Source organism: Rhodococcus sp. DK176 (genome assembly GCF_038447315.2).
Lineage (GTDB): Bacteria > Actinomycetota > Actinomycetes > Mycobacteriales > Mycobacteriaceae > Rhodococcus_F > Rhodococcus_F jostii_A.
Genome location: NZ_CP118322.2, coordinates 169,457 through 183,232 on the forward strand (window position 1 = coordinate 169,457; position 13,776 = coordinate 183,232).

12 protein-coding genes and 2 pseudogenes are annotated in these 13,776 nt (G+C 67.4%); 10 read left to right on the forward strand and 4 right to left on the reverse strand.

Annotated features, from left to right (window positions below; all coding sequences use genetic code 11):
• Positions 1-96: 96 nt before the first annotated feature.
• Positions 97-285, reverse strand: coding sequence for a hypothetical protein (locus tag PSR88_RS37700; RefSeq protein WP_016880469.1), 189 nt, complete (start codon positions 283-285; stop codon positions 97-99).
• Between the two features lie 178 nt (positions 286-463).
• Positions 464-721, reverse strand: a complete 258-nt coding sequence (locus PSR88_RS37705; RefSeq protein WP_007299273.1) for a hypothetical protein — start codon at positions 719-721, stop codon at positions 464-466.
• A 329-nt stretch (positions 722-1,050) separates the two neighbouring features.
• Between PSR88_RS37705 and PSR88_RS37710 the strand changes: the two genes are divergently transcribed.
• From PSR88_RS37710 to PSR88_RS37750, 9 genes and pseudogenes are all read left to right on the forward strand, one after another.
• Positions 1,051-2,082 (forward strand): sensor domain-containing diguanylate cyclase, encoded by a 1,032-nt coding sequence (locus tag PSR88_RS37710; RefSeq protein ID WP_016880470.1) that lies wholly within the window; start codon positions 1,051-1,053, stop codon positions 2,080-2,082.
• Positions 2,083-2,397: 315 nt separating this feature from the next.
• Positions 2,398-3,078: a hypothetical protein gene (locus PSR88_RS37715; RefSeq protein WP_016880471.1), complete on the forward strand. Its 681-nt coding sequence runs from the start codon at positions 2,398-2,400 to the stop codon at positions 3,076-3,078.
• 282 nt (positions 3,079-3,360) lie between these two features.
• Entirely contained in the window at positions 3,361-3,633 is a 273-nt protein-coding gene (locus PSR88_RS37720) for a hypothetical protein (protein ID WP_011599464.1), read from the forward strand.
• Positions 3,634-3,786: 153 nt separating this feature from the next.
• A complete protein-coding gene (locus PSR88_RS37725) occupies positions 3,787-4,161 on the forward strand; it encodes a TA system antitoxin ParD family protein (RefSeq protein ID WP_016880473.1) in 375 nt (124 codons plus the stop codon).
• Positions 4,158-4,739: an AAA family ATPase gene (locus PSR88_RS37730; protein WP_342338970.1), complete on the forward strand. Its 582-nt coding sequence runs from the start codon at positions 4,158-4,160 to the stop codon at positions 4,737-4,739. The genes PSR88_RS37725 and PSR88_RS37730 overlap by 4 nt, the downstream gene beginning before the upstream one ends.
• 42 nt (positions 4,740-4,781) lie before the next feature.
• The gene (locus PSR88_RS37735) at positions 4,782-5,873 is read left to right on the forward strand and encodes an IS630 family transposase (RefSeq protein ID WP_342338315.1); all 1,092 of its coding nucleotides are present in this window, start codon (positions 4,782-4,784) and stop codon (positions 5,871-5,873) included.
• A gap of 703 nt (positions 5,874-6,576) precedes the next feature.
• Positions 6,577-7,523: pseudogene (locus tag PSR88_RS37740) on the forward strand (DUF1259 domain-containing protein).
• A gap of 50 nt (positions 7,524-7,573) precedes the next feature.
• A complete protein-coding gene (locus PSR88_RS37745) occupies positions 7,574-8,620 on the forward strand; it encodes a YncE family protein (RefSeq protein ID WP_029537904.1) in 1,047 nt (348 codons plus the stop codon).
• 163 nt (positions 8,621-8,783) lie between these two features.
• Positions 8,784-9,056 (forward strand): GlsB/YeaQ/YmgE family stress response membrane protein, encoded by a 273-nt coding sequence (locus PSR88_RS37750; protein WP_029537907.1) that lies wholly within the window; start codon positions 8,784-8,786, stop codon positions 9,054-9,056.
• Positions 9,057-9,235: 179 nt separating this feature from the next.
• Here the strand turns inward: PSR88_RS37750 and PSR88_RS37755 are convergent, their stop codons facing one another.
• Positions 9,236-11,254 (reverse strand): APC family permease, encoded by a 2,019-nt coding sequence (locus tag PSR88_RS37755; RefSeq protein ID WP_016880479.1) that lies wholly within the window; start codon positions 11,252-11,254, stop codon positions 9,236-9,238.
• Between the two features lie 289 nt (positions 11,255-11,543).
• Here PSR88_RS37755 and PSR88_RS37760 point away from each other — a divergent pair, with 289 nt between their 5' ends.
• A complete protein-coding gene (locus PSR88_RS37760; RefSeq protein ID WP_016880480.1) occupies positions 11,544-11,705 on the forward strand; it encodes a hypothetical protein in 162 nt (53 codons plus the stop codon).
• A 102-nt stretch (positions 11,706-11,807) separates the two neighbouring features.
• On the opposite strand, the pseudogene PSR88_RS37765 reads toward PSR88_RS37760, so the two are convergent.
• Positions 11,808-13,703: pseudogene (locus tag PSR88_RS37765) on the reverse strand (DUF4118 domain-containing protein); the annotation flags it as partial.
• Between the last annotated feature and the right edge of the window lie 73 nt (positions 13,704-13,776).

Consider the following 13,776-nt stretch of genomic DNA (forward strand, 5'->3'; position numbering starts at 1 on the left):
ACGGTTCCGATGGGTGGCCGTCGCGCCGATCCATGATCTCGCAGCGCCGCCGCGGCGCGAAGACGGCGATCCCGCCGGGGTATCCAGCCGAACTCGTCACTCCACCAGCGTGATGGGCACCCCGGGCGTGATGTACAGGTGGTGTCGAGCGCCGCCATGGGTGAGGGACATGGCCACTCCCCTGGTGTGTCCCTCGGCGAACCGGGCGAGCAGCTCGCGGGTAGCCTCGAATCTGGTCTGGCTGATGTCATAGGTGACACCGTTGAAAATGAGGCTGGCCACCATACCCTCCTTTGCTGACGGTGGATCGTTGCCGAAAGTCTCGCTGACATCCCGTCCTCGACGAGACGGACACACCGCCGCGGCCCGAGGGGTATCGGCTGACGGCGGGGCTCCCAGCGGTGGAGAACGCTCGGGTTCGGCTCGTCGCTGCCCCGAATCACGACCGGAGTCGCCGGCGGAATCAGCAGGCCCACCGCCGAGTTCTGGCCGACGAAACCGCCGTTGCCGTTGTCTGCGAAGATGCCCCGGCGTCTTCGAATCCGTGTGCGCCGGCCGCATCGGCGATGCGGACAACCGTCGTCGATGCACCACCGGGAGACCAGGAATGCCTCGGTCGCCCCAGCGCTGCGGCGTGCTCGCGCAGGTACGCACTCAGATACGGCATGGTGACGTCGAGCATCTCGTGACCGACCGACGCGATCAGCTCCGCGTCGATCACGCGCAACCGGTACTGGCTGGCCTAGGTTCGCGATCTGGCCGATCCGGCTCGGGGGTGTGGTGCTTAAGGCTAGGCAACCTGTCAAGGGGGGTGGTTGGTGATGATCAAAACTGGAGACGACTGCACGCCCGGGAGAGGCTCCTTCCGCAGGACGCACCCCTCGTGGGGAGTCGATCCTCCAGCCGGATGACCCAGGATCTGGGCGCATCGCCCATCGACTGATCGAACCCGTCGGTGTTCACTCGAATCACAAGCACTACGAAGGCTCGACCCGAACTGCTCGACACAATGGAGGCGCCCGTCATCGACGCAGGGGAAGGACGACCGGGATGAAACCGGATGCGGCGGAAGCCCGCATATTGCTGTCGGTGATCGAGCATGCCCAGAACCTGGTCGCCATCGCCGACTACGACACCGGTCGTCTGCTCCATCTCAACCCCGCCGGAATGCACCTGATGGGACTGACCGACGAGGCCGCCGTCGCGTTGATGGGGGTCAACTGCGCCTCGGTGGCCCGGGCCGAAAAGCCGGGCGGGGTGTTGCGGGTACTCGCCTACCGCGGTCAACCACCCGCCCCGGACACCTTCACCCCCGGTACCGAGTCCCAACCCGGCTACGCGGCCGCCACCGAGGAGATCATCATCTGCCCCGACCGGTACGGGGAGCGCCGGTTCTCCACCGAAGCCATGAACGCCCGGGGGCTGCGGTCCGGGGTGTGCGTTCCCATCGGTGCCGAGCCGGTGTGGGGTGTGTTGACCGCACACAGTGCCCGCCCCCGTGACTACTCCGACCGGGAGGTGATGTTCCTGCGCTCGGTGACCGCGGTGCTGACGGCGGCGATCCGGCGCATCGAGGCCGAGGAGGCGCTGCGGTATCAGAGCCTGCACGATCAGCTGACCGGGCTACCGAACCGTGCCCTGGTGCATCAGCAGATCGATGCCGCCCTGGACGCGGCAGCAGGGAGCGAACACCGGGTCGCGGCGTTGCTGATCGACGTCGACGAGTTCAAGAGCCTCAACGACCGGCTCGGCCACGCGGTTGGGGATGACGCCCTCATCCGGTTGGCCGAACAGCTGCGGTCGGTGGTGCGGCCCGCCGACACGGTGGCCCGGATCGGTGGCGACGAATTCCTCATCGTGTGCCCCGGCACCGCCTCGGTCGAGGAGGCCATCGCCCTCGCCACCCGGATCACCGACCTGCAAGTCGGGGCCGATTCCGCCGGGCGCCCACTTCGGTTCACCGCCAGCGTCGGCATCGCACTCGCCGGACCGCAGGAAACCCGGCAGACGCTCATCCGACGCGCAGACGCCGCCATGTACCACGCCAAAGCCACCGGCAGCGGCTACGCCCTCGCCCCCTGACCCGAACAGCCGCACCCTGCAGGTTCTCAACGTCGTGGCGGCGGGTGATTGTCCCGAACGTGTCGGAATCCCCGGCCCCGGCCGCTGTCGCGTCAGCGGATCCCTGACCGGACACCACCGGCGCCGAGGGAACACTGCGTACCGCATGCCCGGACACGTGCGATTCCCGCCGCTCGCCCACCCCAGCAGCACCGATCTACGCCGCTCGTGTCCCCACTTCCTGTCGGACTGCGACCGGGCCCCCGAAGGGGGCCCCGCACAACCCCGTGACGTTGGTCCCTTGCGAGGCGGTGCAAGGCCTCTAATGCTTGTCGTATGACGTTCGGACGCACGATCGTCGGTGCCGCCGGGACAGCAGCTGTCCTCTACGGAGCCTGGGTACGCCCTCGGCTCGTGCGCTGGGGCGCGACGGAGGAGGAAGTCGCCGGGCCGTATCCCGGTGCCGACCTGGTTCCCGACGGTGACAGAGGCGGGGCGATGGCCGTCACGATCGACGCCCCGCCAGATCAGGTCTGGCCGTGGCTGGTACAGCTGGGCGGCGATCGTGGGGGATGGTACTCCTGGGACCACCTGGACAACGCCGGCCGCCCCAGTGCCCACAGAGTCCACCCCGAGTGGCAGGACCTCGCCCTCGGCGACTACGTGAAGTACTGGACACGCCGCCACGGCCCCGTGGACGCCTGGGAGGTCGCAGCGCTGGAACCGAATCGGTTCCTGGGACTGCGCGGGTTGAGCGATCTTCGAGGCCGCCTTCTCGATCCCCACCGGCCACGGCCGTCGGCCTACACCGAAGGACTCTGGGGCTTCCTGTTGAACGAGTTGCCCGGCGGGCGCACCCGTCTGGTGATCGCCGGTTACCAAGCCTTCCGCCCACGCTGGCTCGGGCGTTTCGTCTTCTACTGGCTCTTTCCCCCGGTGGTCTGGATCATGCAGGCACGGATGTTGGCCGTACTCAAACGAAACGTCGAACGAGCAGCCAACCGCGATGCCAGCTAGCGTAGCTATCCTCTCGTTGCGGTTACGGTCGCGGAGCTTTTCGGCGCACGATCGATGGCGCCGCGCACCGGGCCGGGTATTGCAACCCCATCAATCTGAGCCTTTGCCAGGCAGAGCGTGCCACACCACGACCTCGGCCCTTACCCGAGTGCTCTCGAGCGGACCGCCTCCACGACCTGCCCAAGTGATTCACAACAGACGGAGTGATCGCATGACCGACCTCGACCAATCCACCGCCGTGCACGAGCAGCTGGATATCCCCGCCGACATGGACGTGATCGTGTGAGCACCCCCGTCGACCTCGACGAGCAGGTCACCAAGGTCCGGGATGCGCTGCACGCCCTACGCCGTACCCTCCTCGACCTCGAGCGCACCTACGCAGCCCTCGACGCGCACACGCTCGACGTGAACGAACTCGGCGACCCGACCACCGCACCGGAAGCGTTGGAGAGCGCCGTCGACGCCCTCCGCGCCGCCCAGGACACACTCGGAATCGCCGACGCCGACCTCGACGTGGCGAAGCGGCACACCGCACGGTTGCAAGAACGCCCATGACCGCCGCTGCCGGTGCCGACCGATCCACTCGCCGATAGCAGGAAAATGCCCGCAGCAGGCCTGCTCGGAAACGCTTCGGAAGTGACCCACAGCACCACACCCACCTGGGCTGTTGCAGACTGCTACAGTGGTGTCGAGAGGAAGGTGCACGACATGGCAGCTACATCCCCGACTCGAATCGACAACGAGCTCTACGCATCGGCGAAACTGGTCGGTGGACGGATGAGTCGCAGCGCCGCGCAACAGATCGCGCACTGGGCGCGGATCGGCCGCGAACTGGAGGCCTCCCACAGCGTTTCCTACCGCGACGTCGCCGACGTGCTGGACGGCCGACGCGACTACGACGAGCTCACCGACCGCGAACAGGCGGTCGTCCGCGCCGAATGGACCGAGCGCATCACCGAGCGCCGAGAAGGACTGAACCTGGCAGAACAGTTCGCCCACTCCGGCCGTTCCTACGTCGAGCTGGACCAACACGGGAACATCGTTCGGCACCCCGCCCAAGACGGCGGGCCGGCCGACGCTTGAGCCCCGATCCCGTCCTGCACGCCATCGCCGGACCGAACGGTGCCGGCAAGACCACGTTCTACGAACACATACTCGGTCCCGTCACGCACCTGGACTTCGTCAACGCAGACGTCATCGCCGCCGCACGCTGGCCGCACGAGGCGGCAACCCACGCCTACGAAGCGGCCTCCCTCGCCGCCGAACAACGAGCACAGCGGATCGCCCAACGCCGATCGTTCGTCACCGAGACCGTGTTCTCCCACGAGTCGAAACTCGACCTGCTCCGCGACGCCCACCAGGCAGGATTCCACTTGACCTTGCACGTGGTCCTGATCCCGGAGGAGTTGGCCGTCGCGCGCGTGGTCGACCGTGTAGCGAACGGAGGTCACCATGTGCCCGAGGAGAAGATCCGGGCGCGGTTTGGGCGGTTGTGGAGTCTACTGCGGGCCGCGATCGCCGCCGCCGACCAAGCCTACGTATACGACAACACCACCACAGCCCACCCGTTCCGCCTAGTCGCAAGCTTCACCAACGGCAACCCGATCGACGACCCGACCTGGCCGTCCTGGACCCCGCCGGCACTGCGCGCGGACAGCTAGTGTCCTGAGTCATAAATAAGCCATCGGTTGTTAAGATTGGTCATGGCAACTCGCGGTCCGCGACCGACGGACATTGTGCTGACCGAGACCGAACGCGCAGAACTCGAGGGGTGGTCGCGGCGACGCAAGACCGCTGCAGGTTTGGCGGTACGGTCGCGAATCATTCTCGCTGCTGCCGGTGGTGGATCGAATACCGAAGTGGCGCAGAGGCTGGGGTTGAACCGAGGAACGGTGCGGCGGTGGCGCGACAGGTTCGTCGAGGACCGATGCGACGGGTTGCTCGACGAACCACGCCCCGGCCGTCCCCGGACAATCGACGACGACAAGATCAAGGATCTGATTACCTCGACCCTCGAAACGACACCGAAGAATGCCACACACTGGTCCACACGATCGATGGCCGAGCATCTCGATATCTCGCAATCGACGGTCTCGAGGGTGTGGCGCGCGTTCGGTTTGGCCCCGCACAAACAGGACTCATGGAAACTGTCGAAGGATCCACTGTTCACGGAGAAAGTCCGTGACGTCGTCGGCCTGTACATGAACCCGCCCGAGCGGGCTCTGGTGCTCTGCGTCGACGAAAAAACTCAGATCCAAGCACTGGACCGGACCCAACCGATATTCCCGATGCTTCCCACCACCCCGCAACGCGCCAGTCACGACTACGTCCGCAATGGCACCTCGAGCCTGTACGCCGCTCTCGACATCGCCTCGGGGAAGGTGATCGGATCACTCCATTCACGCCACCGCGCACAAGAATTCATCGCATTTCTCCGCAAGATCGACGCAGAGGTTCCCGACGATCTCGATGTCCACCTCGTGATGGACAATGCATCGACGCACAAGACTCCCGCGGTCAAACGATGGCTTCTCGCGCACCCGCGCTTCGTCATCCACTTCACACCGACCAGCTCATCGTGGATGAACCTCGTCGAACGCTGGTTCGCCGAACTGACCACCAAGAAGCTCCAACGCTCCACGCATACTTCGGTCCAACAGCTCAACAAAGACATCCGAGCATGGATCGAGACCTGGAACGACAACCCCAGACCTTACGTCTGGGTCAAGACCGCCGACCAGATCCTCGACTCCATCGCACACTACTGCGCCAGAATTAAAGACTCAGGACACTAGCCTCGGCCAGTGCCGCACCAGGCAACGTCAATGAGAAGCGCGCAATACCCACGATGCCGGTGGCCGACCCCGCCACGTCACACCGTATCGGCCTGTCCTGTTTGACGATCCGTCAAACAGGACACCGGTTGGAAGCCAACGCCGGATGGACGGTGGGGTTGTTCCGACAGAATGTGTCGCGGCGACGACCTGGCGTCGACCTGCGTACCATCCCGCACTGCATGACACGAGGCCCGACGCGCTGACCGCCCGGATCGACGTCGCGCTCGACAACGAACTCCTCGCCCACCTGGACGCCCTCCCCGACCGACTCGGGCCACACCCGGCAGGAGCGCTGGGTGTACGTCGCCGCAAAACGCCTCCGGTTCCCCACCCCCATCGAGATCCGAATGCTCGACGAGATGTTCCGAGCCCGAAATAGCCGAGAGCTGGCGCGGCACGCCTGCCGCGAGAAACGAGGCAAAGGGCCCGGCGTAATCGCCTCTCGCGGGGCAGGTTCACCAGATCGCGAGCTGGTCGTGATGGCCCGCGCCGCATCACCGCCGACCATCCGGTCATCGCGTACTGCCGCATCGGCGAACGCTCCTCCTCACACACCTAATTCGCGCTCACCGAGCTGCTCGGATACCCGAACGTCCGCAATTGGATACCGTTGATGTGGATCTCCCGGCGAGGTCCGACGACAGCAGAAGAAGGTGCACCGATGTCTCGGATTGCGCAGGTCACGGCCCTTCGATCCCTGCTCCTGGTCACCGCGCTGGCATTCGCGGTGATCTCGTGCGGTGACACCACCACTTCCGCGGACGGTCCGGCGACCCCGGCGGAGCAGACGCCGGGGCAGACCACCGACGCGTACGGCTCCTCGGTGTCCACCATCCTCGGCCGCACCGGCAAGCTCGGCGACAAGGCGGCGTGTACCGGGTCGCGCTGCCCACGGACCTGACCGTGGTTACCCGCGAGGTGACCGTGAAGCCGGGTCTGTCGCTCGGCGGCTACGTCGCCTTCGCCTGGTACGACGACGACACATTGGTGATGGGCGACCTGGTCGTCACCGAGGACGAGCTCCCCCAGGTCACCGACGCGCTGGAGGCACACGGCATCGCCCAGACCGCCATCCACAATCACCTGCTCGAACAGACCCCGCCGGTGTGGTGGACCCGCGTCCACGCCATGGGCGATCCGGCCGACCTCGCCCGCGGGATCCGGGCCGCACTCGACGTCACCGCCATCGCCCCGCCGACCCCGCCCCCGGCCCAGCAGCCGCCGGTCGACCTCGACACCGCCCTCGGACGGCACGGCACCGCGGACGGCGGCATCTACAAACTCACCATCGGCCGCCGCGACACCATCGAGGACAACGGCCATCTGCTGCCGCCCACCTTCGGCGTCACCACCGCACTGAACTTCCAACCGGTCGGCGGCGGCCGGGCCGCAGTCAACGGGGACATCGTGATGACCGCACCCGAGGTGCAGAACGTGATCGAGGCGCTCCGCGCCGGCGGCATCGACGTCGTCGAGGTCCACAACCACTCCCTCGACGAACAACCGGGCCTGTTCTACCTGCACTTCTGGGCCGTCGGCGACGCCCCCGCCCTCGCCGCCACCCTGCGGATCGCCGTCGACACCACCAACATCACAGCCGGGAACTGACCGGGCCTCGGCGCTCGACAACGCAGGCGATGAACGGCGAGGAGACGACAATGGGAACGATGCCCATGACCGGCCGCGGCGCCCGAGCAGCACGGCACCTGGTGCCCGCGCTGATGATCGGGGCGATGTGGGTCGGCGCGTGCTCGTCCGGATCGTCACCGCCGGAGGATGGGTCGCTGCCGCTGCAGCCGGTCGCGGAAATTGCCCTCCCCGGCGACAATTCACGCTTCGACTACGGAAGTCTCGACTCTGATCGGGGACTGTTGTTCATTGCCCACCTCGGCGCCAGCGAGGTCATCGAAGTCGACGTCCACACCCGGCAGGTCGTGCGGACGATCCCGAACCTGTCCCAGGCGCACGGTGTCCTAGTCGTTCCCGAACTGCGCCGGGTCTACGTCACCGCCACCGGCGACAACCGGCTGGTCATCCTCGACGAAGACACCGCCGCCGTGCTCGGGCAGGCCCCCACCGGTGATTATCCGGACGGGATCGCCCATGACCCGAAACGCGGCGCGGTGTGGACCACCAACGAATCCGGCGGCTCGGAAACGGTCATCGACGCAGTCACCGCCCAGGTACGCGGCACCGTCGACCTCGGCGGCGACGTCGGCAACGTCGCCTACGACCCGGTCGCCGACCAGATGCTGGTCGCCGTGCAAGGGAAGGGCGATCTCGCCGCCATCGACCCACAGGCTCTGACCGTCATTCGCCGGCTCCCGTTGCCCGGCTGCCGCGGCGGCCACGGCCTCGCCCTCGACCCGCAGGCGCGGCTGGCGTTCGTCGCCTGCGAGGACAATGCCACCCTGCTCACCGTCGACCTGGCGACCTGGCAGACCGCCGGCACCATCGACGTCGGCAAACACCCCGATGTCCTCGCCTACGACCAAGGAGCGCAACGCCTTTACGTTGCCTCCGAGAGCGGCACCGTCACAGTGCTCGACCAACAGGGCGGACACCTCACCGAACTCGGATCCGGTCACCTCGCCGACGGCGCACACGTCGCGGTACTCGACCCGAACACCCACCACACCTACTACCCGATTCCCGACGGAACCGGCGGCCGTCCCGCCCTCCTCGAACAGGCTCCGAATCCCTGATCCCACACCACCGTGAGTGATCACGACGCAGACGTGCACACCACCAGCGCTGCTTCTCGAGGACCTCATCGGGGTATCCACTCCACCGAGAGTTGTCGACACCCCGCTCGACGGCCACGGCACCCAAGACCACCTCGCGGGTGCCCCAGGAAAGGACCCCACGATGCTCGGACTGGGAATCATCGGCTGGATCATCATCGGCGGACTAGCCGGCTGGATCGGCAGCAAGATCATGAAGACCGATGCTCAGATGGGCATCCTCCTCAACATCGTCGTCGGCATCGCCGGCGGACTGCTCGGTGGATTCCTCCTCAAACTGCTCGGAGTCGACGTTGAAGGCGGCGGGCTGATCTTCAGCTTCCTGACCTGTCTCCTCGGCGCGGTGATCCTGTTGTTCATCGTCAAGGCCGTCACCGGTCGCCGCGTACACCACTGAACGACTCCACAAGGGGCCCGTGCCGGCGTTCAGGACGGTCGTCAACCCCAGCGGGGTGGCGAGCCGGGTGAGCGAGTGCGGCATGTCCCATCGCTGCAGTCGATCCCGGCACCACCGGACCAGAACGCCCGAGTCGGCGTTGCGGTAGATCCCGTGCTGCGCGGCCAGGGGTGGTCTCCTCACGGTGCCGGAGTGAGCGGGCCCGGTGTGCCGGCCGCGAGACCACCGCGGCGGATGTCGCCGGGGGCGGGCCTCGCGGCGGGATGGGTGACGTGTTCGGCGGAGTCCAGCAGCCAGGGCACGCTGGTGACCATCACCCCGGGGGTGTACAGCAACCGGCCCTTCAGGCGCAGGGCGCTCTGGTTGTGCAGCAGGTGTTCCCACCAGTGCCCGACGACGTACTCGGGGATGTAGATGGTGATCACCTCGCGGGGGTTGTCCCGGCGGATGGTTTTGACATAGTTGATGATCGGCCGGGTCACCTCCCGGTAGGGGGACGCGAGCACCTTCAGCGGCACCGGCATACTCTGCTTGTCCCACTCCTTCTGCAGTCGGGGGGTGTCGTCGCTCTGCACGGTGACGGCCTCGAGGATCGAGGGCCGGGTGGCGCGGGCATAGGCGAGGGCGCGGGCGGCCGGTTTGTGCAGCTGGGAGATCAGGACGATGGCGTGCACCCGGGAGGGCAGGTCGAAGCTGTCCTCGTCGAGGACGAGCGCGGCGGCCACCCGGTCGTAGTGCCGGCGGATGGCCTTCATCATCACGAAGAGGATCGGCATCGCGATCACCACCAGGTAGGCGCCCTGAGTGAACTTGGTGGCGGTCACGATGATCAGCACCAACCCGGTGAGGGCGCAGCCGACACCGTTGACGGTGCGCCGCACCCGGATGCGGTGCCGCTCGGCCCGGTCCGGTTCGGCGCGCAGCAGCCGGTTCCAGTGCCGCACCATCCCGGCCTGGCTGAGGGTGAAGGAGGTGAACACCCCGAGGATGTAGAGCTGGATCAGGTGGGTGACCGAGGCGTCGAAGACGACGATCAGGATGCCGGCGGCCAAGGCCAGCAGGATGATGCCGTTGCTGAACGCGAGCCGGTCGCCGCGGGTGTTGAGCTGGCGGGGTAGGTAGCGGTCGCGGGCCAGGATCGAGGCGAGCAGCGGGAACCCGTTGTAGGCGGTGTTCGCGGCCAGGATCAGGATCAGCACGGTGGCGGCCTGGATGTAGAAGAACCCGACGTTGGTGGTCCCCCCGAACACCGCGGCCGCGATCTGCGCGATCACGGTGCGCTGCGGATCGGTGTCACAGTTTCCGGTGAAACCAATCAGGTCACAGGTGTGTTCCGCGATGCGAACCTTGCTGATGATGGCCAGTGCGGTGATGCCGGCGAACATCACGATCGCGGTAGCCCCCATCGCGACAAGGGTCTTGGCGGCATTGGCGCTCTTGGGTTTCCGGAAGGCGGGGACCCCGTTGGAGATGGCCTCGACCCCGGTCAGCGCGGTGCAGCCGGAGGAGAAGGCGCGCAGGGCGAAGAACACCAGCGCCAGCCCGGTGAACCCGGAGTGTTCCGGGGTGATCGAGTAGGCGGCGCTCTCGGCGACCGGTGCGTCCCCGAGTAGCACCCGGATCAGGCCGGTGACGATCAGGACGAGGACGCCGGCGATGAATCCGTAGGTCGGGACGGCGAAGGTTTTGCCGGATTCGCGGACCCCGCGCAGGTTCATCGCGGTCAACAGGATCACGAAGCCGACCGCCAGTTCGACCCGATGCGGATTGAGTGAGGGTAGCGCGGAGATGAGGTTGTCCACTCCGGCGGCCACCGACACCGCCACGGTCATCACGTAGTCGACGAGCAGGGCAGCGGCGACCGTCAACCCGGCGGACGGCCCCAGGTTACGGTTCGCGACCTCGTAGGATCCGCCGCCGCTGGGGTAGGCGAAGACCACCTGCCGGTAGGACAGCACCACCACCGCCAGCAGCACCACCACCCCGGCCGCCAGATAGGGGGTGAGGTACAGGTACGCCAGCCCGCCCAGGGAGAGGACCAGCAGAATTTCCTGGGTGGCGTAGGCCACCGACGAGAGGGGGTCGGAGGCGAAGATCGGCAGCGCCAGCCGCTTGGACAGCAACTGGTCACCGAGATGCTCACTGCGCAGCGCACGCCCCAGAATCAGGCGCCGCGCCGCATGTACGGCTTTGGACACCGCCGAAGCCTAGACGCGGTTCGGGACTGCGCTCGGCTGCCGGGGCGTAAGGATTTCGCTAAGATATTTCGCTTCGCGCGCCGGTGGGCGACGCGACCTGCCGACTATCCGCGCCAGGCTGTAGTCGACCAGTCACCGATCCCATCCCGATGCCATGACCGCATCACCTCGGGAAGCTGTGCGCCAATCGATTTCGCGAATAACCCGTACCCCTTCTTCCCGTTCTGCCGCCGCAGGCCGACGCTGATCTGTACCTGTTGGTTTCTCGTGCGGGAAAGGATGCTCTCTGGTGGGCGATCTCGTGGTCACCGTCGTGATGGTCGGTTCCTTCGTCGGAGCCGCACCGATGATCCGGTACCTCAACACCCGGCCTGCCCGGCCCGGGCCAGCTCGCGTGCCGACTGCGGGCTCATCCGGGACCGGCCGGGCCGCCGACTCCCCCCACCGGTGATCCGTCCGGTACCTCTGGTGATGTCGTGTCGGGAGGGGGCACCGTGCGATCCCGGTCGCCCCGTTCGTCACCGACTGCGGCACAAGGGTTATCAGGGTGTTCCTAGCTGTAATGGAGGGGGTACCGGGGATCCCCGGATGCGCCCTCGGTGGGGGCGTCGCCGTTCTCCTCACCGGAGGGCAGGTCGACGACCATGGTCAGGCCCCCACCGGGGGTGTCGGTGGCGGTGATCGTTCCGCCCATGGCCTCGACGAACCCGCGAACCACCGACAGGCCCAGGCCGATCCCGGTGATGTTGTCCCGGTCACCGAGCCGTTGAAACGGTGCGAAGACGGCGTCCTCGGCGTCGCGGGGGATCCCCGGGCCGCGGTCGGCGACGGTAATAGTGGCGCGCGTCCCGGACCGGGCCGCCCCGATCCGGACCGGGCAGTCGTCGGCGTAGCCCAACGCATTGTCGGCCAGGTTCGCCATAACTCGTTCGAGCAGTCCCGGGTCGGCGAGCACCGACACAGCACCCACGTCGACGTGAATCCGGTCGGGGCCGGCACGCCCGTATCCGGGGGTACCGCGCCCGACCCCGACCAACGCCCGATGCACGATCTCGTCGACATACACCGGTTTCAGGACCGGGCGGATAGCCCCGGCCGCCAGGCGGGAGGAGTCGAGTAGGTTGCCGACCAGATCGGTCAGCTGGTCGGCAGACTCGTCGGCGGTGGCCAGGAGTTCGGCGGTGTCCTCGGGAGAATTCCACGTCCTGGCTTCGCAGGCTGGAGACGGCGAACTTGATCGCGGCCAGTGGGGTGCGCAGGTCGTGGCTGACCGCGGACAGGAGGGAGCGGCGCAGCCGGTCCGCCGCGGCCAACGCCCGGGCCTCGCCAGCCTCGTCGGCCAGTTGCTGCTGCCGCAGCAACATCACCGCCTGATTGGCGACCGCGGACAACACCCGGCGGTCGTGCCCAGGCAGCTCCCGGCCGGTCAGCACCAGCGCGTATTCCCCATCAGCGGCCTCGCAGACCGTGTCCGCCGCCGCCTCGGTCACCGGGGCGGCGCCCACCGAGCACACCGGGTCTCCGCGGTGCAGGACGGTCACCCCGCGTCGGCCGTAGGTTTCCCGAACCCGGTCGAGCAGAGCCGCAAGGTCGCTGCCATGGAGCACCGACCCGGCGAACAGGTTGAGCAGCTCCGCCTCGCGGGAGGCGCGGCGCGCCTGCCGGGTCCGCCGGGCAGCGGCGTCCACTAGTGCCGCCACCGCCACCGCCACCAGCAGCAACACCACCAGGGTGAGCAAGTTGTCCGGTTCGGCGATGGTGAAGGTGTGCACCGGCGGGATGAAGAAGTAGTTCAGCAGCAGCCCGGACACGATCGCCGACAGGGCCGCCGGCGCCACCCCGCCGAGCAGCGCCACCACGAAGAACAGGGCGCTCACCCCGGAGGTGCCGAGCCGATCCCCGGGCAGCGACATCAGCGCCGACGCGGCCGCTGGCAGGGCGACCGCGGCCAGCCAGCTCGCGGCGATCCGCGGCCCACCGGCACCCGCCACCGCCGGTTCGCGTGCGGGTGGGTGACCATGTGTACGTCGATGGGACCCGATTCGCGGACCACGGTGGCGCCGATGCCCTCCTCGAATATCCGGGCCAGCCGCGAGTGGCGGGAGGTTCCGAGCACCAGCTGGGTGGCGTTGACCGAGCGGGCGAATTCGAGCAGCGCGTCGGGCACGTCGTCACCGACTATGGTGTGCACACTCGCCCCGAGATCGGTCGCGAGTCGGCGGATCGTGGCCATGGTGGCCGCGGACACCCCGGCCAACCCGTCCCCGCGGACCACGTGCACCACCAGCAATTCCGCGCTAGCCTTCGACGCGATCCGGCTGGCCCGCCGAACCAGGGTCTCCGATTCCGGGCCACCGGTGACCGCGACGACCACCCGCTCCCGAGCCTCCCAGAGGTCGGTGATCTCCTGATCGGCCCAGTATTTGGCCAGGGCCGCATCGACCGTATCGCCCGCACCGGCCGACGCGCACGCCCCAGCGTGCCCGCGCGGGAGTTTCGAGTTCTGGGGTGAGATGACGAGT

Bases quoted from the DNA above. Each gene is read 5' to 3' on its own strand.
- PSR88_RS37700 (WP_016880469.1), bottom strand. From the start codon at position 285: ATGGTGGCCAGCCTCATTTTCAACGGTGTCACCTATGACATCAGCCAG.
- PSR88_RS37710 (WP_016880470.1), top strand. From the start codon at position 1,051: ATGAAACCGGATGCGGCGGAAGCCCGCATATTGCTGTCGGTGATCGAG.
- PSR88_RS37715 (WP_016880471.1), top strand. From the start codon at position 2,398: ATGACGTTCGGACGCACGATCGTCGGTGCCGCCGGGACAGCAGCTGTC.
- PSR88_RS37725 (WP_016880473.1), top strand. From the start codon at position 3,787: ATGGCAGCTACATCCCCGACTCGAATCGACAACGAGCTCTACGCATCG.
- PSR88_RS37735 (WP_342338315.1), top strand. From the start codon at position 4,782: ATGGCAACTCGCGGTCCGCGACCGACGGACATTGTGCTGACCGAGACC.
- PSR88_RS37745 (WP_029537904.1), top strand. From the start codon at position 7,574: ATGGGAACGATGCCCATGACCGGCCGCGGCGCCCGAGCAGCACGGCAC.
- PSR88_RS37750 (WP_029537907.1), top strand. From the start codon at position 8,784: ATGCTCGGACTGGGAATCATCGGCTGGATCATCATCGGCGGACTAGCC.